Source organism: Alteribacillus persepolensis, assembly GCF_900099605.1.
In the GTDB taxonomy this organism is placed as follows: domain Bacteria; phylum Bacillota; class Bacilli; order Bacillales; family Marinococcaceae; genus Alteribacillus; species Alteribacillus persepolensis.
Genome location: NZ_FNDK01000014.1, coordinates 16769 through 38931 on the forward strand (window position 1 = coordinate 16769; position 22163 = coordinate 38931).

Consider the following 22163-nt stretch of genomic DNA (forward strand, 5'->3'; position numbering starts at 1 on the left):
CGCATTTTTATGATGAGTGACGATGATTTTTCTTATCAATTATGGGGGGATGAATGAGATGGCTTTAAAGCATTTATGGACATTGCGTGAGTGGCAATTTGCGATAGTCAGCGGGGGACTCATCCTCTGTGCCTGGTTGTTAGAAAACAGCACCTATTCCTTTGCTGCTGCTATTGTTTATGCATTCGCCTACATGATTGGCGGCTATTACAAAGCAAAAGAAGGCCTTTATGATTTAATCCATATGAAAAAGCTAAATGTTGAGATACTGATGATTTTAGCTGCCGTCGGAGCGGCTGTCATCGGTTACTGGGCGGAAGGCGCTCTGTTAATATTTATTTTTTCGGTAAGCGGCGCTTTAGAGACATATACTATGAACAAAAGTGAAAAAGAATTGTCTGCTTTAATGGAGTTGAAACCGCAAGAAGCCCTTGTTCTTACAGACACGGGAGAAGTGATCCGCCGTGTGGAGGATGTAAAAATCCAATCTATCATTCTAGTAAAACCAGGAGAGAGAATTCCCATGGACGGCATCATTGTGAAAGGTACGTCTGCTATTGACGAATCAGCTATATCTGGTGAATCGATTCCACATACAAAAAGCAAAAACGACGAAGTTTTTGCTGGTACGGTAAATGGCAGCAGCGCTTTACGCATTGAAGTGACCAAACATTACGAGGACACATTGTTTCAACGAATTATCAGCCTTGTACAATCAGCCAAAAAAGAGGCGCCTCCTTCTCATCAATTTATTGAACGATTTGAAGGCCTGTACGTCAAAATAGTGCTAGCCTTTACTGCGCTCATGATGGTCTTGCCTTACTATCTATTTGGCTGGAGCTGGACCGAAACATGGTATCGGGCCATGGTTTTATTAGTAGTTGCTTCACCATGTGCTCTTGTTGCTTCGATTATGCCAGCCACTTTATCGGCTATATCCAATGGGGCGCGCAAAGGAATTCTATTTAAAGGCGGCATTCACGTTGAAAAGCTGGCTAATATGAAAGCCATTGCTTTTGACAAAACCGGAACATTAACAAACGGAACACCTGAAGTGACGGACGTCTTTACGCGCAAGGACATCGACACAAACGCTCTCATTGAAGCTGTTGCAGCCATTGAAAATCAATCTACCCACCCTTTAGCTGAGGCGATTGTTGCCTATGCAGAGGATCGCGGCATCACAAACCTGCCATCACCTGAAAAACTGAATGAACAAAGTGGATTTGGCGTGGAAGCGGTTTGGAACCAGCAAACATGGCGTATTGGAAAAAAATCATTTGTCTGCACTGACAACACTGACTTCTTCGCTGAAGAGACCGCTGTTTTAACACAAGAAGGCAAAACCATCGTCTACATTGCCGATGAACATGGTCCTGCCGCTGTGCTGGCTCTGCAAGATACGATTCGTGATGAATCAGCACCATTAATGAAACAGTTAAAAAACGCACATATTCATTTTGTGATGTTAACAGGAGACCACGAATCAACCGCTTCTGCCATCGCAAAAGAAGCGGCTATTGATGATATCGCTGCTAATTGTCTGCCAGAAGACAAGTTGAAAAAAATCAATGAACTAAAAGAAAAATACGGCCATGTTGCAATGGTCGGTGACGGGATGAATGATGCCCCGGCTCTTGCTGCTGCAGACACGAGTATTGCCATGGGGGCAGGTACCGATGTCGCATTAGAAACGTCTGACATCGTGTTAATGAAAGATGATCTCCAGAGTTTAAAACAAGCCATTACCCTGTCGAAACGTATGAATCGCATTGTTCGTCAAAACATTGTCTTTTCCATTGCTGTGATTATCTTGCTGATTGTGTCGAATTTAGCGCAGCAGCTTACTCTTCCATTGGGCGTGATCGGCCATGAAGGAAGCACGATTTTAGTCATTTTAAACGGCCTGCGCCTGTTGAGAGGGTAATGTTTAAGATGGGAGCGTTCGATTTTTTTGCTGCAAATCATTGGCAAAGCGTTTCACGACAGCATTGTACGTGTCCGGCTCCAACGTTGGAACTTGATGGCCGACATTGCCAACTAAAACCACGTCTTTTGGAGCATGCAGAGCGTATTTATAAAATAAGTATTGATAATAGTGGACATACCAGTCATGCGCTCCATAGACCAACAGCATCGGCACGGTTAACTGCGGCAGCCTCCACGTACAATTATAGAAAAGTCCTGATTCATAGAGCGATTGTACTAAGAGCGGATTTGTTCCTTTTACCGTTTCTGCAATTGCATCACGGTGCTGTTTGGTTTTCGAGTTGGAATACGACAACATTTGTGATAAAAGAATATTCAAGTTGTTTCTTGCTATCCAAATGCCCGTTTCAAACTCTTTTTGCAAAAGAGTCGTACACACTTCAGGAAAAGCCCCGGTTAAGACAACGCCTGCTGTCCGCTCCGGCCAGTTGAGTGCATGTTCTAAAGCTACCGAACTTCCGCTTGAATATCCGCATAGCACAATTTGTTCATGTCCTAACACATTTGCCAGCTCATGAATGTCCTGCGCCCACTCTGCAATGGATAACGTGCCGATACCATCACTGCTGAAGCTGTGCCCTCTCGCATCTAAAAGCACAACTTGAAATTCACGAGCCAAATCACGCTGCTGTAAAAAGGTTGCAGCTCCCATCGACGGAGGATGTATAAAATACAATGGCAAACCATGTCCAAACACTTGGTAATGAAGGGTTGCTCCTTGAGAAGAGAAAAAAGGCACCTGGATTCACCTCAGTAGCGGTCAGCTTCCTCCACTTTGAAACAAAGGAAACAGCCATCCATAAATTTTATATCCTAAGTAAATACCAACAATCCCCATAATCCCGGCTAATGCCGGCGGTGCTGGAATGGGAAGTCGAAAAGCACCGAAGACTAAACCGACAATGATTCCTGTAATTAATGATAAAATCACTTCTTGCATATGTGTCACTTCCTTTAGCCTAATATGTACGAAAAGCCTTGGCTTTATGCGGTGGATGAATAACTTCATGAAAGAAAACTTGGCTGATGTCCTGAAAGAAGTTCAGTTAGAAGCGTCCCATCCTGTGACAACGCTGAATGAACTTCCGCCTTGGAGACCCGCGGCAAGTCCTGGTGAGCCGGCATACGGAAGATGGCGGCGGCGAAACGCCGCAAAAAGAAACCAGCTGCATAAACTGGTTATAAAAAAATACCATGGACACCATCTGGAGGGATAGTGTCCATGGTATTTTACGTTAAGGGCTTTTGATACAGCCTCTTTCGTTACATTTTTTCTGGAGCAGAAACCCCTATCAATTTCATGCCATTCTGTAATGTTGTCTGAACAGCTTTGACTAATTTTAAACGAGCTTTTGTTTTCTCTTCATCCTCGCTGTCTACTACGCGCTCTGCATTGTAAAAGCTGTGAAACGCAGAAGCTAATTCATGCAAATAGTTCGTTATCCGGTGCGGAGCATATTTTTCTGCTGCCAATGCAACGGTTTCAGGGAATTCCCCTACTTTTTTCAGCACGTCATACTCTTTTTCCGTAGCAACTAAGCTAATATCCGCCTCAGGGTCATACACAAAACCTTTTTCTTCTGCTTGTCTGCATATACTGCACAGCCGTGCATGTGCGTATTGTACGTAATAGACCGGATTTTCATTGGACTGTGATTTAGCAAGCCCTAAATCAAAATCCAAGTGTGTGTCCGCACTTCTCATCGCAAAAAAGTAACGCGTTGCATCAATTCCAACTTCCTCCATAAGATCACGCAGCGTCACTGCTTTTCCGGTACGCTTGCTCATTTTCACTTTTTCGCCGTTTTCAAATAAGTTAACCATTTGAATAATCTGTGTTTCCAGCTGATCTTTTTGATACCCCAGCGCTTGTACCGCTGCACGCATGCGTGGGATGTAACCGTGGTGGTCGGCTCCCCATATGTTTATCACTTTTTCGAACCCGCGTTCAAATTTATTTTTGTGATACGCAATATCCGGCATTAAGTATGTGTAAGAGTTGTCGCTTTTCACAAGCACGCGGTCTTTGTCATCGCCATAATTGGACGATTTAAACCAAACAGCGCCATCGTCTTGGTATACTTCCTGTTTCTCTTCAAGCAGCTGCAATGTCTCTTCTACTTTTCCATCCTCATACAGCGATGTCTCAGAAAACCAAACGTCAAAATCAACACCAAAATCGAGCAAATCCTGCTTTAATTTTTCCATTTCTCTTTTTAATCCGTACTCGCGGAAAAAGGCAAGGCGCTCTTCTTCCGAAGCATCCGCGTAGCGATTACCATGCTCTTCGGCCAGCTCTTTTCCAAACTGCTGAATATCAGCTCCAAGATAACCATCTTCCGGCATGTCTGCGTCATGACCGAGCGCTTGTAAATAACGGGCTTCCACCGAACGGGCTAAGTTCGTAATTTGGTTTCCGGCATCATTAATATAGTATTCTCTTGTGACATCATATCCGGCCATATCTAAAATATTGCACAAAGAGTCCCCAACCGCTGCACCACGCGCGTGTCCTAAGTGCAAGTTGCCGGTTGGGTTGGCAGATACAAATTCCACCTGGACTTTTTGATTTTCGCCAACATTGGTGCGCCCATAGTCGCTGCCTGCTTGCAATACAGATGGAATAATATCCCGGAGATAGCTTTTATCTAAAAAAAAGTTAATAAATCCCGGCCCTGCTATTTCGATTTTCTCAATAGACGCCTTTGATTTATCCATATGCGCAGTGATGTCCTCTGCAATCAGCCGCGGTGCTTTTTTAGCGACACCAGCAAGCTGCATCGCTACGTTTGTGGCAAAGTCACCATGTACTTTGTCTTTCGGCGTTTCTAAAACAACCGATGGCAGATCTTCACTAGAGACAATTTCTGCTTTTTCCGCAGCTTGTGCAATTTCTGCTTTTATGCGTTCTTTCACTTGTTCTACGATGTTCACGTTTCTGTTTCCTCCTCTATTGAAATAGTCACATCATAACGGCCAGCTGCTGAACCTTGAAGTGTCAAATAGTAGCCAAACTGAATACGACCTGTTTTCCCGCTGTCCGACCACATAACAGCTACTTGGTCTGTTTCCGCTTCCGTTTTTAATGTGCCAAACGGTGTTTCATAACTGCCTTCTGTAATCTCACCATACTGATATAATTGACGCATCCCTACAGAACCGGAGCGAATCACGGTTATTTCCTTTTCCCCTACCTTTAATACAGTAGAAACTTCACCAATGTCTTCTAGTTCTTCTTTAAAATTGACATACGTAAATTTTTGCTTTTTATATAGTTCTCCTTTTGCTTCTAAGTTTACCTGGTCTGTTTCGCCTTGTTGACGAATGTTTGTTGTCATCTTTACATCCACTGGCGTCTTTACGGTTTTGGACATATTCCATCCACTCTCCTTATTCATGCGCAAGCCCTTTATCAAGGCATGTCCATATTTAACCAGGTTTAAGCAGCAAGACCCTTGATTTTTTTCACTCTGGCTCTTTATAGAAAGTGTAGCGATTCCTGAAAGAGCATGCAAGGAGCAAACGATGATTTTCTGTGATGTACCTGCTGCTTATAACCTTGGTTACTACCAACCTATGTATGTTTTCGCTGGTCTATGTTTACGGAAAATGATTTGAAACGTCTTTTGACGGATATTTTTTCTTTTGTCTGCTCTTTCTAAAAGTTGACAGCCCCAGCATAAGGACAGCACTAAGAAAAAAGCCTGCTGCAACGTCTAGTGGATAATGATGACCAACGTACACACGTGAAAACAACAGAAACAAAGAAAAAACCGCTGCCAGCGTGCCGATTTTTTTGTGAACCAACAGCCACGTCACCGCAACAACTCCCATGATAACAGCTTGATCACTAGGAAACGAGGGGGAGGCGCCTCTTTCTATAAGCAGCTGAACACTGTCTTCTTGTATAAACGGCCGCGGCCGCTCTAGTGCGTTTTTGATGAATTGGTTGATTCCAAGACTGAGAACCAGCCCTATGATACCAATCCTGCCAATATTTCGTTTCTTTGTAAAAAGCAGCAAAAAAATAGATAACATACCAACCCATATACCATACGTAGAAAAAAAACGCATGGCAGCGTCGAACCATGCGTACGTGCCTGCCATGCTGTTAATACGTTCAAATAAATATAAATCCATCTCCACGTCTCCTTCCGTGATCGTACCTTACAATAAATTTTGCCGCTTTAATTTATTTTTGGCACGTTTTAATGGAGACAGTTTTGTTTCTTTTTCCCGTCGTTTTGGCAATGGTGATGCACTGCCAACGTCATGTTCTGTCGACTCATCAGAAACCACACGTTCTTCCGGTTCCGTATGCAGCGGTCCCGTGTCATCCGGTGCTGGCTTAGGTGGCGCAGGGAGGTGAACGCTTGAAGCAGCCGTTTCCTGTGAACCTGGCTGCATGAGTAAGAGCTTGATAGCATTTCCAACAAATATTTTTCCTTCCTCGCTTGTTAGAAACGACTGTTGTTCTTCCGTTAGTCCGTCCGCTGGAATAGAGAGATCGACATAGTTGTCGTCAATGAGGGAACGTTGTTTACGCTGGGAATCAAGGCCTTTTTGAATAAAATGTTCCGTTAAACGGTTACGGCTCCATTCGGGGTGCTCTTCCAATATTTGATTAAACTCATCCACCCAATCCGCTTTTAAAGACGGAGCAAAAGTCCGCCCCAGACCTTTTACATACCCCGCTTTATTCCCTTTGGAATTGGACACGCCACCACCCCCTTTCTTTTATACCTGATTGCAATTAATTAATTGATTGATTCAAGCACTGCCTCTTCTTTTTCTGTTATTTGAATTAAATTAGCAATGAGATATCCTCTGGAGGTGAAAAACGGCGCTTCTTCTACTTTGTCCGGTAAAATGACCCATTCTTGTCCTTGCAGTTCCATAAACTTTTCTTGCACTTCTTTAAAAACCGGATATCCAAACAGCACGCCTCCGCCAACTAGTACCAATTCATCGACACCAGCACTATTCCATGCCGATGTGAGTGCTTTTTTATGGTCGTTCGCATACTTGCGAATCTCTTCCATCACAAGGTCTGTAATATCGGTTGTTTTTTTCGATTTTAATAAACGGACTTCAAACGCCGGATATTCTCTTTCGCCTCGAATCACTTCTAGAATACTAGGTTCAATTACTTCACTCATAAACTCTTCGCGAGATTGATAAGCCCGCTCGGAATCATCTAAGTCAAACAACTCTTTTAACGCTCTGAACTCTTCCAAATTATCTACTTTTTCACGAATTCGATCAATGTATGGGTTTGTCCCTTCAATGTCGAGACTTTGTGATAAGTTCCCATCAATGCCCTCTTCTGTAAAAATAATCATTTCCGATGTTCCAGCACCAAGATCGCCGAGTGCATATGTTTCAGATAACCGCTCTTGTAAGGAAGTCTCAATGAGTTCCCCATTTTCAATATCAAAGTTTAAAGACAGGTCCGTAATCGCACCTTCTCCGTACATCTTGCCGCTGTCAATCACTAACGTCACGGCTTTCTTTTCTAATGGCCCGTCCATAAATTCAACAGTATGTGTTCCTTTTACGCTTTCTAACGCTTTCTCCGAGCCTAACTCTTTGATTTCGCTGACAGGCAGCCCCCCGGCATATGGAATATAAATCTTTTCCTTATTTTCTTTGGCCGCCATTACCGCTAAACCGGAAATCGTTGTAATAAGATGCAGGTCATTTGAGAATTTTGAGGCAGACATATTTTTTCGTGTATCTTCTTCTGGATTGTAAGATGGCTCTTCTTTGCCTTTTTTGTTTCTGGCATAATGGCCAACATACACATACCGTTCTTGATTAACCGTAGACAACGACTTCGATGTAATCTTTAAATGCAGTTTCTTTTCAATTGTATTCGTTTCCGTCGAACCTTCCACCGCAGACTTTTTGTCCTCTGCCGGAGCGACAATCGTAGGAATAGCAAAAGAAGCGATATTTCCATATCTGTTTAAGTAACTAAACTTCGCACTTTTATTCCCTTGGTCCACACCGGATATAATTATATTTTGGTCATGCAGTCTTTGAATGATATCTAACATGGTATTCCTCCATTCTGGATTATTTGTTACATCTTTCTAGCAAAAGTCACTTTTTCCTTTGCATTTCATTGTTTAGTATAAACGAAAACAAACATGTTAACAAACATGTTTGTTAACAAGATACATTCATCGTCTTTGATCAGTCTTTACACTTGACGCTTAATAGGGAAACTGACTACCCAACATGTTCATTACTGTTTCTCAACATGTTAAGAAACATGTTAAGTTCAAACAAGGAACATATTGATATATTTGTATCTACCTCCCCTGTATAAGTATACCTTCATTATATGGCATCAACATTTTCCGTTATATTACATTTTGATATCTTTCTTGTAATCACATCTGTTCCTCATTGCTATAGAAACTTATTTGACATGAAGCCTTTAGGCACACGCGATTGTCTTGCTGCACATATACGGACTTGTTCAACACGCTGGCTGCACCGATAATCTATCTGTGCTAGTGTGTATCCGTGTAAAAAAGAGGGACCTGAAGCTTTTTTCTGCCAGTCCCCCTCTCCCTGCAGCATTACCCTGAAAACAGTAGACCCTTGTTTTGTTTCTTTAACTTATCATAGGCGTGCACAGCAATTGCTGTATCTTGTACGCCTGTGCCTGTTAAGTCACACAGCGTAATGTCACTTTCTGATGTTCGCCCCTGCTGTTTTCCTAGTGCGACATCTCCCAATTCCACAATCGGGCTGTTGTTATTAATAACTCCTGCATCTAAGGCATGATGATGTTCTCCGAGACGAAACACTTGTTTTTTAGAATCACAAGCAAGCACATGAACTTTTCCGAAAACAGCTGGATCGATTTCGTTTTTGTCTTCTGCATCCGAGCCCATTGCTGTGATATGAAGACCGGGGTGCAGCCATTCCTCTTTTATAATTGGCTCTTTCGCCGGTGTTGTTGTAATGACTGTATCTGCCTCGCGCACAACCTCTGCGGGTGACTGCGCTTTCTTTACGTTCACTCCAAGCTCTTTTTCCATCTCTTGTGCATACTGTTCCACACGTTCACTGTGACGTCCATAGACTAGCACTTCATTCACTTTACGAACAAGACAAAGGGCACGGAGCTGATACCTGGCTTGCGTACCTGTACCAATGATTCCAGCCTTTTGTATGTGTTGTTTTGCAAAATATTTAGCCGCCATCGCACCGGCCATCGCCGTCCGAACATCTGTTAAATAACCATTGTCTTGCAAAACCGCTTGCGGGACACCCGTTTCAGTACTGAATAACAGCATCATTCCGCTTAAGCTGGGCAACCCTTTTTTATAGTTATCAAAAAAACCAGAAGAAATTTTCAAGGCAAATTTATCGAGTCCTTTTACGTATGCTGTTTTCACATCTACTTCGCCATTATTTTCTGGTATATCTACTCGAAGGATGGGAGGCATCGTCACTTCATTATTCGCCAGTTTTTTAAATCCTTCTTCAATTAGTGCCAGTGCCTTGTCATCAACACTCGTCACTTGGCGGATGTCTTTTTCAGCAAAAATATACAAAGGCATAAAGCTCCTTTCCTCAGCAAAATCTGCAGCGGTCAAGACAAAATAATACTGTTACTTCATTATTTATACAATAATATGGGAATTCCTTCTTTTTTAGGCGAGAACAGCCACAAAAACCTGTCATTTTACAAAGAAAAGCGCAAGCGCCTTGAAAGAGGGACATTCAGCTGCGGTAAAAGTACTTCGGTAAGGTACTTCTACTAAGAACGCACACATCATGTGTGCCTGAGCGAGCAGACGCATACGCTGGACCATGAAAACACTAAAATTTTTTGTACTTTCCTGTCAGTACAAAAAATATACGTGCTGACACTTTCCAGCAATGGTTCACATCAAAGTTTAGGACTCTGCTCGTTTCTTTTTCTTTCCATTTTGTTACAATAACAGCAGATGTTTATTAATTGAGCAATAAAGGAGAGACGTTGTGATGCATTCTTCTTCAGAAAAATTTTTGTATGATTTACTGAAAACCCCCTCCCCGTCTGGTATGGAAGAAACCATTCAACAAAAATGGCTTGCATATATAAAAGATTATGCTGATCATCTGCAATCTGATGCCGCTGGAAATGTTATCGCTTCTTTACAGCCGGATGCTCCGTTTCAAGTGGTTTTAGCCGGTCACTGTGACGAAATCGGTTTTCTTGTGAAATCGATTGATGAAAAAGGATATGTCTATGTAGAAAAACTCGGCGGAATCAGCCATAAGCCTGCCATTGGCATGAAGGTCGACATATTGGGCAGCAAACAGCGTATTACGGGGGTCATTGGCACCAATGCTGAACATCAAGGCGGCACAAAAGACTCTTTTAGCTTTTCTGATTTATTTATCGACTGTGGTGCCAAAAGCAAACAAGAACTTGAAAAATATATTTCAGTCGGTGATACTGCTGTTTACAAGCGTGAACCCGAAACACTGCTAAACAACCGTATTAGCGGACGCGGACTTGACAATCGTACCGGCGCGTTTATCGTTGCCGAAACGCTGCGCCGCCTCCATAAGCATTCTTTGAATGTAGGTGTTTCATTTGCCAGCACTGTCAATGAAGAAACAAATATGGGGGGAGCGTATTTTGCCGGAGCCGGCTTGTCTCCTGATCTTGGCATTGCTATTGATGTAACATTTGCTACCGATTATCCTGGTGCGAACTCCGATAAGACGGCAGATGTTGTCTTAGATGGCGGACCTGTTTTAGCGAAAGGTGCTCCAATTAATCGAAAAGCTAATGTCTTGCTTGAACAAGCAGCAAACACAGCAAACATTCCTATTCAATACGAATTAACACCCAAACACACAGGAACAGATGCCGATCAATTGCGAAAAACAGGAAAAGGGGTGCCAATTTCTGTTGTATCACTGCCGCTTCGCTACATGCATGCACCCGTAGAAACCGCCAGTTTAAATGATATCGAACAAACAATTGATTTGCTTGTCGCCTTTTTACGCAGCCTTAATGGCTCCGAAGATTTGCGTCCCGTACAAATATAAGAAAAGCACAAGCACTCTGAAAGAAGCAAATGCAGCTAAGATTCAGGAGCTTCTGCTGCCAACACAGAAGACGCCATATCCGCTAAAAGCATGTCGTCTTATACCAAAGCCGAACGGCCCCCTCCGACGAAAAGCCAAGTTTGTCTTAGCAAAGACCTAGTGGGTGGTAATTAGAAGAGACAGACGCCTGTGAGGAGGGGCAGCAGCCGAAAATCCATAGGGGGGTGTCCCCCCTCATGGATTGTAAATGCTGCCTAAGGCAAACGAACCCGAAGAGTTATCCAGCCAGAAAGAGGGAGGTTTTGTTAACCGCAACAAACTTTATAAGACCAAAAAAATAGAACCCTGTATGAAGGGTTCTCGGTGCTTCTATTGTTTAACATCATATCCTTGATCATCTATTGCTTCCACAATGTCATTGTGTGAAATTTTGGCTGTATCATATTCTACATCTACTGTCCCTTCTTCCAGGTGGACATGGACCTTAGATACCCCTTCTAATTCTCCAACACTGCTTTCCACGGCCTTCACACAATGTCCGCATGACATTCCTTCTACGTGCAGCGTTTCCGTTTGCATAGTTATACCTCCTTGATGATCTTGCCATTAGTATAAGATACACCTATAGGGTATTGTCAAACCATCTGTTTATTTCAGCATGCGTTTCATCACTTCCATAAGCTCTTCAATGGATTCTTCTCCTTCTCCATTTTTAATAGCGTTCGCCACACAATGATGTGTGTGGTCTTCCATTAACGCTAAAGAAACTTTGTTCATCGCTGATTGAACCGCCGCAACCTGATTTAAAATGTCAACACAATAGCGGTCATTTTCCACCATGCTGTGTACCCCGCGAACTTGTCCTTCTATCCGCTTCAATCGATTTAACAACTGTTGTTTGTTCGGCTGCACCGTACTTTTATTATGATGCGAATATTTTTCCATCCATATACTCCCCCTTTTAATTAAATATGCCCCGGTTCATATTGAAAGAAAACACTGATGTAAGTCCTACGCTTGAAAAGTCTTGTCCGCACCAACAGACGAATGATGCTTTATATCTTGTTGCTTTGCCTCTTTTGCAATGTTTCCGAGAATCGCTAATGCAATTAATGACACAAGCAGCGATGAGCCGCCGTAACTCACTAAAGGAAGCGTTATCCCTGTAATCGGCATTAAACCGCTGACTGCTGCTAAATTAAATATCGTTTGAAACAACAAAAAGAATACAATGCCAAAAGCTAAAAGCCGGCCGAATAACTGCTTGCACTTCAATCCCGCAACAACTCCGCGATAGGCAATAAGAAAATAACACACCAAAATAAACAGCATCCCAAAGATCCCTAATTCTTCCGCGATAACAGCAAAAATGAAATCGGTATGCGGTTCTGGTAAAAAGTGCATTTTTTGCACACTTTGTCCTAATCCGGTGCCGGTGACTCCACCGTGGGCCATCGCAATGTATGATTGAATGAGCTGATGGCCGCTGCCTTGCATTTCATATTCAAACGGATCGCGAAATGCAACAAGCCGCTGCATCCGATAAGGTGCTGTAAACGCAAGCCAGCTGACTGCCAACGTAGCCAGGGCACCCAATGTAACTAAATGACGCCAGCGTGCACCAGATAAAAATACAACCGTACCTCCCACTAGTAAAATCGTTGTCGCTGTACCAAGATCTGGCTGCAGCATAATTAATGTAAACATAAATACAACGATAATTAAGGGTGGAAGCACTCCTTTAATAAATTGATTAATATATTTTTGTTTTTTAGAATAGACGTAGGCTAAATACAAAATCACGGCTATTTTCACAAATTCAGATGGTTGAACGGAAAGCGGTCCAATCGAAATCCACCGTTGGGAACCATTTACATTAGTACCAATCAAAACAACGAGAATTAAAGAGAGAATGGATACTGTCACAATCAGTGGGATAAATTTTTGATATAGCCGATAAGGAAAGTGCAGCAGGATAAAAAAAACAAACAAGCCAATCGTTATCCAAATAAGCTGCCTTTTTACAAAATAAAAAGGGTCTTCTGCCATGTCGATACCTAGAGGAAAGCTGGCACTATATATCATGACAAGCCCAAACATCATTAATGCAAAAACTGCACCAAGCAGCACCCAATCGTACCGCTGTAATATACGGGACACGCAACCACCACCGTTCTGATTTATAAATAACGCACGTTTTCATATTACATAAGAAGTAAACGTGAAACATTCCCTTTTAAAAGTACTAGAAGGAAAGAAAACCATCAATCCTCCTCAAGACGGTTTTTCAAAAGGATTCTTTCATGCAGAGACAAAGAAAAGCGCAAACGCCTTGAAAGAGGGGGACGTTCGACTAAGGTGAAGATACTTCTGCAGAGAACTTCTATAAGGTGCTTCTATAAGGTGCTTCTATAAGGTGCTTCTATAAGGTGCTTCTACTAAGAACGCACACGTCCTGTGTGCAACGTAGAAGTCACCACTTCCTGTGGAAGTACGTCCTGTGTCGCGCGTAGAAGTCACCACTTCCTGTGGAAGTACCTCCTGTGACAATGACCAACTGACCCGCGTCGTGTATGCCTAGCGGCTGGACACTGAAACTAGACATCAACATGCAGCATTTCGTTCTTTACTGCCTCATCATAAAAGAAAGGACTAAATTACAATATGACACGTAAACAAGCTTATCTTTGCGCAGTTGCAGGCGCAGCATTATGGGGATTAATCGGAATCTTTGTCCAAGTCCTATATAATGCCGGTTTTACCCCGTGGCAAACGGTGGCCATCCGTATGATTTTTTCTGTTGTGCTCATCGTTGGCTGCTTAGCTTTATGGAAACCATCTCTATTAAAAATACGTTGGAAGGACATTCCTTTTTTTATAGGAACAGGAATTATCAGCATCGTGTTTTTTAATTGGTGTTATTTCACGGTGATGGATGAAGCTACGGTCTCACTTGCTGTGGTTCTGCTTTACACGGGCCCGTTATTTGTGACTATTATATCACGATTTTTGTTTCAAGAATGGCTGACAAAACGTAAAATTCTATCGCTTGTTTTTACCATTACCGGCTGTGCGTTTGCCGTTGGACTGCTTCCGGCCTTTCAAACAAACGTTTCTTGGTTCATTATTCTTGTTGGTATTGGCTCGGGCTTTTTCTACGCTCTGTACAGCATCTTTGGTAAATACGTGAGCAGCCGTTATTCTTCTTTGACTATTACAGCTTATTCCTTCATTTGCGCAAGTGTATTAATGATTCCTGCTGGGGGATTGGCATCAGACATCGATAAATTACTACATCCAGACGTCATGTTATATGTCCTTGGCCTTGCCTTTATTGCCACCGTTTTAGGATACATACTGTATACGGCCGGATTGGCACATATTGAATCAAGCCGAGCGGCTATTTTAACTACTATTGAGCCGGTAGTGGCTATTACTGTAGGTATTACGCTGTTTGGCGACACTCTTAACCCTTGGCAGATACTTGGTGTTGTACTAGTACTTGCTTCCATTTTTTTAATTGCCGAAAAACCACCCAAACATCAAGAAACATCTTAACAACAAAGAAGGCATTGATGCATATGTGCAGCGCTGTTCGATATAATTCTGCTGTTTTACAGGCTTTGCAGATCTGTGACAAAAGTATTAAGACTGTTTAACGGTTTGAAGGCCCGCGTTTTTTTAGCCGGAAGGGTGTTTTATAATAAAATCAATAAAAAACGCGCGGCCATGCGCAAAAGGTGTGGTTGGGAGCATGAAAAAGCAAAGCAGGCGGAATTGGTATCTGTCCATACTAACATTAGTTGTTTTGATAGGAATAGCTTCATATGTCTTCATTACTCCCATATTCAGTCACGAGTACACACAACTCACAGAAAGAGTAGAAATTGGTCTAGAGTATACAGATATCTCTTCTAATAAAGAAATGTATGTCCATCCTTACGTGGAAAACCCTAACTCCCATTCTGACCTGACAATAACATACGAGGAAGAATCTTTTGACCTGCAAGTGTTAGACGCGAACGGTAATGTGCTAGAAGGTGCTGTTACCAAAGAATATCAGCATCGCGGCCAAAGTCATTCCGAACAAAAACAAACAACACTAAAACCAGGGCAAAAAGAAAAAAGTGTTTGCTGCTATAAAATAACATTCCCTCAAGAAGCCGATCGTTTACAGTTAGCTTTTCAAGGAAAGGTACAAGACGAATTTGGTGCCGCTGAAATAAAAGAAACGATTGAAGTTCTTTTACGACACTTATCTATTTAATGGCTTGAAGCAGTAACTGAAGATTTGTACAACGGTGAACAATCAGATGACACTACTCTTTATCCGCAGATGCTATCCTTTTGAAAAGGGAGGGATAGCTTTTTTACACTGACAAACAATCTCCTGTACTAAAAACCAAGTTTTTTTAGTTATCACCGTTTTCTTTTTATATGGGCAATTGTATGTTTTTTCTACCTTTTCACGCGATATTCCTGCCTTCTTCGTTCTTACAAATCTGTTCACCAGCGCTGCGTTAATACAGTGATTCAATTCTCAGTGTTTGTTCTTTTTCACTTACTACTGCATAATAAACATTTTTTATGTTGGAACAGCCTTTTTGCTGCAGTTCTTCTTTTAACCAATGTTCATCTTTATCAATCAGCTTTAAATTTTTATGCTGGATTCTGCCTTCTACGATAACTGCGATGGGCATGCCTTGATAACGGGGCGGGATATCAAGGTTTTGGAGCGTTACAGGTGTGACTTCTGGTTTTGGGATGACACTTAATTTTCCATTTGGTTCCAGCAGCACATATTCGATCTCTGCAATATCGGGGTACCCAGCCGTTCGAATACTTGAAAGTAACTCTGCCAATGAGTAACGACTTCTTTTTAAATTATGAACACTTAGTTTCCCATGTTTCACAAGAATGGTTGGTTCGCCAATAATAAGCTGGCTGAGCGGCTGAACCAAACTTAAGCGGGCAATGACACTATATAGTGCTCCAATAACTACAATACTGATTATTCCATGAACAAAGCCTTGAATTTCCACCACACTTAAACCAACATAGGATAAGAAGAAGATCGTTAACAGGTCATAGGGTGTCCACTGTGCAAGCAAAGACTTGCCGAGCAGTCTCATCATGAGAAAAATCAACACAAATAACACCGACAATTTACCAACTTCAACCCACATGAACTCCCCCATTTTCCATCCAATTTATTCATTCGCTGTCATACTTTCTCGTATTGTAAACACTAACTGAAACATTTATTCGATAGCAGACGATCCCTTTTCGTCTATGGTTTATATAAGGCGTATCCAGCCGTTGCGGCCGTTTAACGTCCATCTTGCAGCCAAGACGTTTTCAGTTATTTGAAAAAAATATCAGACTGTCGCCATACTTTTACCTTTTACAGAAACTTTGCCCTGAAAGAAGAACCTTCGGCTAATGGGATAGACTTCGCCCGCGAATCGCTGAGTTGCACATATACTGCTTATTTAGCTATAAAAAAACCCCTAAAAGTTATTTTGGCTATAACTTTTAGGGTGTGTATTTCATTTTATGCAAAACGAACCGAGACACCGGTTTTCTCTAGCAATTCGTAAAATGTCGGACATGTTTTGGAAACACAGCCAGGGTCGTCAATTGAAACACCGGGAACTTTGGTGCCAATCAGAGAGAGCGCCATGGCGACACGATGATCATCATAGGACTGCAGCGTTGTCCCTTTTGGAGTACCCGGATGCACTTTTAAGCCATCTTGAAATTCTTCAACTTGAATACCCATTTTAGAAAGCTCGGTACAAATAGCTTTAATGCGATCAGATTCGTGATGGCGAATATGTTCGACATCCGTTATCGTAATGGGACCGTCCGCAAACGGGGCAATCGCTGCCAACGTTAATGTTTGGTCAGACATTTCTTTCATGCTTATCGTAAAGCCGCCTTGTAATTGCTCCACGCCTTCCACTTCAATATAATCCTCTCCTCTTATGACACGGCAGCCCATCTTCTCATAAATGTCTGCCATGTAAATATCCGGCTGATTGGTATCCATGGAGAGATTGTTGATACGTATACGGCCATTCGTAATCGCTGCTAAGGCGAAAAAATAACTGGCTGTCGAAGCATCCGCCTCCAGCGCCATGTTTTTCCCTTTATATTTGGAAACAGGAACGCGCATGTCTGTTAAATCATCATTATACACCGTTTCCACCCCGAATTGATTCATCAAATCCAGTGTGATTTTAACGTAAGCGTGCTGCACAATATAATCTGGTATATTAATACGCAGCTCTTCCTTGGCGTAAGGTCCTGCGATAAGCAATCCACTGATAAATTGGCTGGACACTTTACCCGAAATTGTTACTTCACCGCCTGTCAGCCCGTTGGCATCAATCGTCAGCGGATAGTATCCTTCACTTTGTTCGTAATGGATGTGTGCACCAAGTGACTCTAGTGCTTCCATTAATGGCTGTACGGGACGCTCACTCATTCGCTTACTCGCTTCTACCTTATATGTACCACCTGCAGCACAAGCAAGCGCACCAGGAAGAAAACGAGCAATCGTTCCTGCTGCACCGATGTATAAGCCGGCGTTTTTTTCCGGCCACTGGCCGCCTTTTCCTTCCACCTTCACTGTGTCTCCATTTACTTCTATTGGCACGCCTAGTTTGCGGAGTGCATCAATACACCAATACGAATCATCACTGCGTAAAATACCCGACAATTCAGAAGTACCATCAGCCAGCGCAGCAATGATAAGCGCTCGATTTGTAAAGCTTTTGCTGCCTGGCACAGTCATTGTCGTCTGAACGGATTGTTCGTGAAGCGGGGTAATATCCACACGATTTACATCTGTTAAAGCGGCCCATGGTGACCGAGCCTTCAAGTCAGGCTTTCCCATCCCAATCTTCCTTTCTTCTGTGACAAGAGATGCTGCGATTTGTTTATTACAGTAATCTATGTATGCTTTTATTACATCACCTTGAAAAAGAATAATCAAGTGTGTATGTATAATGAGGCTTGGACAAATCTAAAACAGCTTTCTCAAAAGCCGAACAATAAGGTATGCAAGTATATGTTGCATAAACCATCGTCAACATACGGAGACTCCAGCTTCAAACAGCATGCGCCGAACCTTCGCTTGGTAAAAGACTTTTCTGTACCACGTCAGCTGAGGTCGTTCCCGCAGAACGTGAAATATATTGACGGAGCAACGATAGAATTTACTGTTATAAACAAATAACCCAAACTGATTTTCAATAAATAGTTCGGATTATTCTATGGTTCCTATACTGTTGTCCCAGCCTCATAGAAATTACTTTATATCGTAATATTTGAAACAGCATATTTCAAACATCACCTTCTACATTTACACTTCGAGAAGTTTCTCATTCCAAGTATCTTTGAACACTTCGCTTGGACGTCCGGCCTTTTGTACAGTACCCTTCTCTACCATCACGACACGATCAGCTAATACACGTGCATCTTCCTGGTCATGCGTAACAAATAACGTCGTCGTTCCGGTTTGTTTAATTGTTTCTCGCAATTCTGCCCGGATGCGGTGCTGCAAGTGAGCATCCAAGTTACTGAATGGCTCATCTAATAACAATAAAGAAGGGTTTGGAGCTAAAGCTCTTGCCAGCGCAATGCGCTGCTGCTGGCCGCCACTTAATTCAAATGGGTACCGTTTTTTGTATTCTTCCATGCCAATTAAAGCAAGCATTTCTTCAAGGCGTTCTTTACGCGCTCTTCTTCTCCAGCGCTTTAATCCAAATGTAATATTGGCTTCGACCGTCATATGGGGAAACAATGCATAATCTTGAAAAACCATCCCGATTCCGCGCTTTTCTACCGGCAGTACGACATTTCCGTGGTCACAAAATACCTTATCACCAACACGAACGGTTCCTTTCACTGGCTCTTCTAATCCAGCCAGCAAACGCAAAATGGTACTTTTTCCGCTTCCGCTCTCTCCTAGAATAGAAAGGATTTCTCCTTCTTTCATATGAAGGGAAAAATCAGACACGATGTATTCTTTTGTTCCAGGATACGAAAAACTCAAATCGGAAATTGATACATGCATTAGTTTGGCTCCTTTTCAATGAAAGTATGGAAGAGATACATGGCAATACCGCTGACCATCACGATAAACAAAGACGCTACGGCAGCCTCTTGAATCATCTCATCATTGGCATATCGATACGCCATTGTAGAAAGTGTTTCAAAGTTAAAAGGACGTAAGATTAGCGTTAATGGTAATTCTTTTAGTATGTCTACAAATACTAAAATAAATCCACTAAAGATCGCAGGCCGGATCAGCTTCACATCGACTTTAAAAAACGTTTCTGTCCAGCCCATACCAAGCGTCCTTGATGCTTCCGTAAATTTCATGCCTACCTTTTCAAATCCTGATTCTATGGAGTTATATCCAATGGCCATAAAACGTATTACATAAGCAAACAACAACATAACAACGCTCGTACTTAACACAAGAGAAGACGATGCCCCCAGCATAGTCATTAATTGTTCATCCAAAAAGATAAAAAAGCTAATAACCCCAACCGCAATAACAGCGCCAGGAATCGAGTAGCCAAGAATTGTTAAACGCGCTGTTACTGCAGGAACAATACCTTTGGCCATGCGAGTATAATTGGCAACGAGAATAGCGATGACAACAATGGCTGCAGCACTGACGCTGGCAACAAAGGTCGAATTCCATATATAACTTACAAATTCTTTGGTGAAAATATAATCAAATGTTAGTGCAGCCCAATACAACAGCTGAACCACCGGTATCACAAAACCCAGCAAAAAAACAGAACCAGTATATCCGACAACCACTGCCTTTTTCCATCCATACAGCCGTACCGGTTTTAGCGGTTTCACTTTCGTCGTACTGTAACTGAATTTACGGCGTCCGCGTAAAAACTTTTCCAGCAGTAAAATAAACATGACAATAGCCATTAATATGCCGGCGAGCTTAATCGCCGCATCAATATCTCCAAAGGAAAACCATGTTTGAAAAATCGCTGTACTAAATGTCTGGATACCAAAGTAACTGACAACACCGTAGTCATTTAACACTTCCAGCACAACGAGACTAACACCAGCAACAATGGCAGCCCTTGAGACAGGTAATACCACCCTGAAAAACGTTTGTACTGGACCGCTCCCCAACACACGTGCACTCTCAATTAATGAGGTGGCCTGGCTAGCGAAAAACGCTCTTGTAATCGCATATACGTACGGGTATAAAAAAATCGTAAAAATAAACACCGCTCCCGGTATATGCATAATATCAAAGTATGCTTGCGATAATTCTAACCCGAACGTATTTCGCAGCGTCATCTGAACGACACCAGTGTAGTCCAGGATGCCGTGATACGTATATGCGCCTATGTAAGGCGGAATTGCTAATGGCAATAATAATGCCCATTTTAACGTTTTACGAAAAGGAAAATCATAGGCCGACACGAGCCAAGCCAGTGTCGTGCCAACCGCCACCGAAAACAACCCAGTCCATACCGCAATTGAAATCGTGTCTACAAAGTAGTCTTTTAACATAAATTCGCGAATATGGTCCCAGTTTTCACTTGCCGGTTGGAACACACGTACTAATAAAAAAAGTGTAGGCAATATAAGTATCGCAACGAGAAAAACAGCCGCCGCTCCCCATCCCGATGTTGTTGTTGGCCTTATGTGCTTAAACTTCATGGGCGATTCCTTCTTCTGCTATATTAGAATGACGTAATATTGCATTGATAATGTTTATCATCTTCAATTATGGCAGATATTTCTGAAAATGTCACGTGAAAATAAGAATCTTTCTCAATGTTTTTTATAGAAACATTTGGTTTTTTTGCCGAATCCTTTTGGCGGAAGCCGCAGCTCCTCTTATTCTTTTGTCCTTTCACAAGGGTGAACGTTGCTAAAATGCAAAAAACTGGACTGCATCACACAGCCCAGTTTTATCTAATTACTGCCACCCAGCTTCATTCATGAGCATTAATGCTTGTGTATTGTTTTCTCCGAGCTGTGTCAAATCGATATCCTGCTCTTCAAAGTCACCCCATGATTGTAAAAGCTCCGCTGGTTCTACGTTTGGATTGACAGGATACTCATAGTTCGCTTCGGAAAACTCGTCTTGTACTTCTTCGCTGGAAAGAAATTCAATAAGCTTTACAGCATTTTCTGGGTTTGGTGCATTCGCTGTTACACCTGCACCGCTGACGTTCACGTGAGTACCAGTTGTTTCTTGGTTCGGGAAGAAGATTTCCAGCTGTTCAGCAACATTCACTTCTTCTTCTTCTGCTGAGTTAAGCATCTTTCCAATGTAGTACGTGTTCATAATAGCTACGTCCCCTTCACCGGCAGCTAAAGCTTTCGCTTGATCCCTGTCGCCGCCTTTCGGTGTACGGGCAAAATTGTTTACAAGCCCCTCTGCCCATGCACTTGTTTCTTCTGTTCCGTTAATGGAAATAAGAGAAGCAACAAGCGATTGATTGTAAATATTGTCAGCTGGACGTACTAACACACGCCCTTCCCACTCTTCGTCTGCTAATGCTTCATACGTCGATAATTCCTCTTCGCTGACGCGGTCTGGGTGGTATACAATAACACGCGCTCTTTTTGTTAAACCAAACCATTGATTATCTGTATCACGAAAGTTTTCAGGAATGTTTTCATGAAGCACATCTGACTCCACTGACTGCAGCAAATCTGCTTCTTTTGCTCGGTGAAGCCGGCCAGCATCTGATGTGATGAAGACGTCTCCTTCTGTATTTTCTCCTTCACGTTCCAATCGTTCAATTAACTCATCTGCATTTCCAGATATCACATTCACTTCAATACCTGTTTCTTCTGTAAATTGATCATACAACGCGTCATCTGTGTCGTAGTGACGGCTTGTATATAAGTTCACTTCTTGACTGTCTTCGTTATCTGCTTCTTCTGCATTTTCCTCATTTGCCGTTTCTCCCTCTGTCTCTGCCTCTTCATTTTCTTCACCGCTTCCACAAGCAGCAAGAACGAGCATAAAAACAGCAAACAGCATAACGAGATACCAATTCGAACGTATTTTCATTTCTTTACCCCCATGACTATGTATA

The 22163-nt window shown here is 42.3% G+C and carries 21 protein-coding genes; 5 read left to right on the forward strand and 16 right to left on the reverse strand.

Translation table 11 applies throughout. The features are described from left to right. Positions 1–58: 58 nt before the first annotated feature. Positions 59–1927 (forward strand): heavy metal translocating P-type ATPase, encoded by a 1869-nt coding sequence (locus tag BLT18_RS11380; protein WP_245705254.1) that lies wholly within the window; start codon positions 59–61, stop codon positions 1925–1927. A gap of 3 nt (positions 1928–1930) precedes the next feature. Here the strand turns inward: BLT18_RS11380 and BLT18_RS11385 are convergent, their stop codons facing one another. Together BLT18_RS11385 and BLT18_RS11390 are read right to left on the reverse strand one after the other, a co-directional pair. Further along, positions 1931–2728 carry an alpha/beta fold hydrolase gene (locus tag BLT18_RS11385; protein ID WP_091274035.1) on the reverse strand — a complete coding sequence of 266 codons (798 nt, stop codon included), beginning with the start codon at positions 2726–2728 and terminating at the stop codon, positions 1931–1933. Between the two features lie 21 nt (positions 2729–2749). After that, the gene (locus BLT18_RS11390; RefSeq protein WP_091274036.1) at positions 2750–2929 is read right to left on the reverse strand and encodes a XapX domain-containing protein; all 180 of its coding nucleotides are present in this window, start codon (positions 2927–2929) and stop codon (positions 2750–2752) included. A 67-nt stretch (positions 2930–2996) separates the two neighbouring features. Between BLT18_RS11390 and BLT18_RS11395 the strand changes: the two genes are divergently transcribed. Next, a complete protein-coding gene (locus BLT18_RS11395) occupies positions 2997–3206 on the forward strand; it encodes a hypothetical protein (RefSeq protein ID WP_091274038.1) in 210 nt (69 codons plus the stop codon). A 46-nt stretch (positions 3207–3252) separates the two neighbouring features. On the opposite strand, the gene argS is transcribed toward BLT18_RS11395, so the two are convergent. The 6 genes from argS to BLT18_RS11425 form a co-directional block, all read right to left on the reverse strand. Beyond that, positions 3253–4923 (reverse strand): arginine--tRNA ligase, encoded by a 1671-nt coding sequence (gene argS / locus BLT18_RS11400; protein WP_091274039.1) that lies wholly within the window; start codon positions 4921–4923, stop codon positions 3253–3255. Next, entirely contained in the window at positions 4920–5363 is a 444-nt protein-coding gene (locus BLT18_RS11405) for a DUF1934 domain-containing protein (protein WP_175487481.1), read from the reverse strand. Before BLT18_RS11405 ends, argS begins: the two co-directional genes overlap by 4 nt. Before the next feature lie 226 nt (positions 5364–5589). Beyond that, complete coding sequence (locus BLT18_RS11410) at positions 5590–6129, reverse strand: phosphatase PAP2 family protein (protein ID WP_091274043.1); 540 nt, start codon at positions 6127–6129, stop codon at positions 5590–5592. A 27-nt stretch (positions 6130–6156) separates the two neighbouring features. Next, positions 6157–6708, reverse strand: coding sequence for a hypothetical protein (locus BLT18_RS11415; RefSeq protein WP_091274044.1), 552 nt, complete (start codon positions 6706–6708; stop codon positions 6157–6159). A gap of 38 nt (positions 6709–6746) precedes the next feature. Further along, positions 6747–8048, reverse strand: coding sequence for an acetate and sugar kinases/Hsc70/actin family protein (locus tag BLT18_RS11420; protein ID WP_091274046.1), 1302 nt, complete (start codon positions 8046–8048; stop codon positions 6747–6749). Between the two features lie 531 nt (positions 8049–8579). Then, entirely contained in the window at positions 8580–9569 is a 990-nt protein-coding gene (locus tag BLT18_RS11425) for a cyclodeaminase (RefSeq protein WP_407639930.1), read from the reverse strand. Positions 9570–9996: 427 nt separating this feature from the next. Between BLT18_RS11425 and BLT18_RS11430 the strand changes: the two genes are divergently transcribed. Beyond that, the gene (locus BLT18_RS11430) at positions 9997–11055 is read left to right on the forward strand and encodes a M20/M25/M40 family metallo-hydrolase (RefSeq protein WP_091274047.1); all 1059 of its coding nucleotides are present in this window, start codon (positions 9997–9999) and stop codon (positions 11053–11055) included. Positions 11056–11424: 369 nt separating this feature from the next. Here BLT18_RS11430 and copZ read toward each other — a convergent pair whose 3' ends face one another. The 3 genes from copZ to ftsW all read right to left on the reverse strand — a co-directional run bounded on the left by copZ (position 11425) and on the right by ftsW (position 13215). After that, the gene (gene copZ, locus BLT18_RS11435; protein ID WP_091274049.1) at positions 11425–11634 is read right to left on the reverse strand and encodes a copper chaperone CopZ; all 210 of its coding nucleotides are present in this window, start codon (positions 11632–11634) and stop codon (positions 11425–11427) included. 69 nt (positions 11635–11703) lie between these two features. Then, a complete protein-coding gene (locus BLT18_RS11440; RefSeq protein ID WP_091274051.1) occupies positions 11704–12000 on the reverse strand; it encodes a metal-sensitive transcriptional regulator in 297 nt (98 codons plus the stop codon). A 66-nt stretch (positions 12001–12066) separates the two neighbouring features. Then, positions 12067–13215: a putative lipid II flippase FtsW gene (ftsW, locus tag BLT18_RS11445; protein WP_245705255.1), complete on the reverse strand. Its 1149-nt coding sequence runs from the start codon at positions 13213–13215 to the stop codon at positions 12067–12069. Positions 13216–13719: 504 nt separating this feature from the next. On the opposite strand from ftsW, the gene BLT18_RS11450 reads away from it, so the two are divergent. Both BLT18_RS11450 and BLT18_RS11455 read left to right on the forward strand, forming a co-directional pair. Beyond that, on the forward strand, positions 13720–14613 hold the full coding sequence (locus tag BLT18_RS11450) for a DMT family transporter (protein WP_091274052.1): 894 nt from the start codon (positions 13720–13722) through the stop codon (positions 14611–14613). A gap of 196 nt (positions 14614–14809) precedes the next feature. Then, positions 14810–15322, forward strand: a complete 513-nt coding sequence (locus tag BLT18_RS11455; RefSeq protein WP_091274054.1) for a hypothetical protein — start codon at positions 14810–14812, stop codon at positions 15320–15322. A gap of 253 nt (positions 15323–15575) precedes the next feature. Here BLT18_RS11455 and BLT18_RS11460 read toward each other — a convergent pair whose 3' ends face one another. From BLT18_RS11460 to BLT18_RS11480, 5 genes are all read right to left on the reverse strand, one after another. Beyond that, a complete protein-coding gene (locus BLT18_RS11460) occupies positions 15576–16241 on the reverse strand; it encodes a DUF421 domain-containing protein (RefSeq protein WP_175487482.1) in 666 nt (221 codons plus the stop codon). 368 nt (positions 16242–16609) lie between these two features. Further along, complete coding sequence (gene aroA, locus BLT18_RS11465) at positions 16610–17956, reverse strand: 3-phosphoshikimate 1-carboxyvinyltransferase (protein WP_091274059.1); 1347 nt, start codon at positions 17954–17956, stop codon at positions 16610–16612. A gap of 468 nt (positions 17957–18424) precedes the next feature. Beyond that, positions 18425–19138, reverse strand: a complete 714-nt coding sequence (locus BLT18_RS11470) for an ABC transporter ATP-binding protein (RefSeq protein WP_091274062.1) — start codon at positions 19136–19138, stop codon at positions 18425–18427. Continuing rightward, positions 19138–20769: an ABC transporter permease gene (locus BLT18_RS11475; RefSeq protein WP_091274065.1), complete on the reverse strand. Its 1632-nt coding sequence runs from the start codon at positions 20767–20769 to the stop codon at positions 19138–19140. The genes BLT18_RS11470 and BLT18_RS11475 overlap by 1 nt, the downstream gene beginning before the upstream one ends. A 262-nt stretch (positions 20770–21031) precedes the next feature. Beyond that, entirely contained in the window at positions 21032–22132 is a 1101-nt protein-coding gene (locus BLT18_RS11480; RefSeq protein WP_175487486.1) for a Fe(3+) ABC transporter substrate-binding protein, read from the reverse strand. Between the last annotated feature and the right edge of the window lie 31 nt (positions 22133–22163).

What these genes read in the sequence shown, in the direction of transcription:
- BLT18_RS11380 (WP_245705254.1), top strand. Translation starts at nt 59, where the DNA reads ATGGCTTTAAAGCATTTATGGACATTGCGTGAGTGGCAATTTGCGATA.
- BLT18_RS11390 (WP_091274036.1), bottom strand. Translation starts at nt 2,929, where the DNA reads ATGCAAGAAGTGATTTTATCATTAATTACAGGAATCATTGTCGGTTTA.
- BLT18_RS11395 (WP_091274038.1), top strand. Translation starts at nt 2,997, where the DNA reads ATGAAAGAAAACTTGGCTGATGTCCTGAAAGAAGTTCAGTTAGAAGCG.
- BLT18_RS11405 (WP_175487481.1), bottom strand. Translation starts at nt 5,363, where the DNA reads ATGTCCAAAACCGTAAAGACGCCAGTGGATGTAAAGATGACAACAAAC.
- BLT18_RS11410 (WP_091274043.1), bottom strand. Translation starts at nt 6,129, where the DNA reads ATGGATTTATATTTATTTGAACGTATTAACAGCATGGCAGGCACGTAC.
- BLT18_RS11420 (WP_091274046.1), bottom strand. Translation starts at nt 8,048, where the DNA reads ATGTTAGATATCATTCAAAGACTGCATGACCAAAATATAATTATATCC.
- BLT18_RS11425 (WP_407639930.1), bottom strand. Translation starts at nt 9,569, where the DNA reads ATGCCTTTGTATATTTTTGCTGAAAAAGACATCCGCCAAGTGACGAGT.
- BLT18_RS11430 (WP_091274047.1), top strand. Translation starts at nt 9,997, where the DNA reads ATGCATTCTTCTTCAGAAAAATTTTTGTATGATTTACTGAAAACCCCC.
- copZ (WP_091274049.1), bottom strand. Translation starts at nt 11,634, where the DNA reads ATGCAAACGGAAACGCTGCACGTAGAAGGAATGTCATGCGGACATTGT.
- BLT18_RS11440 (WP_091274051.1), bottom strand. Translation starts at nt 12,000, where the DNA reads ATGGAAAAATATTCGCATCATAATAAAAGTACGGTGCAGCCGAACAAA.
- BLT18_RS11450 (WP_091274052.1), top strand. Translation starts at nt 13,720, where the DNA reads ATGACACGTAAACAAGCTTATCTTTGCGCAGTTGCAGGCGCAGCATTA.
- BLT18_RS11455 (WP_091274054.1), top strand. Translation starts at nt 14,810, where the DNA reads ATGAAAAAGCAAAGCAGGCGGAATTGGTATCTGTCCATACTAACATTA.
- BLT18_RS11460 (WP_175487482.1), bottom strand. Translation starts at nt 16,241, where the DNA reads ATGTGGGTTGAAGTTGGTAAATTGTCGGTGTTATTTGTGTTGATTTTT.
- aroA (WP_091274059.1), bottom strand. Translation starts at nt 17,956, where the DNA reads ATGGGAAAGCCTGACTTGAAGGCTCGGTCACCATGGGCCGCTTTAACA.
- BLT18_RS11470 (WP_091274062.1), bottom strand. Translation starts at nt 19,138, where the DNA reads ATGCATGTATCAATTTCCGATTTGAGTTTTTCGTATCCTGGAACAAAA.
- BLT18_RS11475 (WP_091274065.1), bottom strand. Translation starts at nt 20,769, where the DNA reads ATGAAGTTTAAGCACATAAGGCCAACAACAACATCGGGATGGGGAGCG.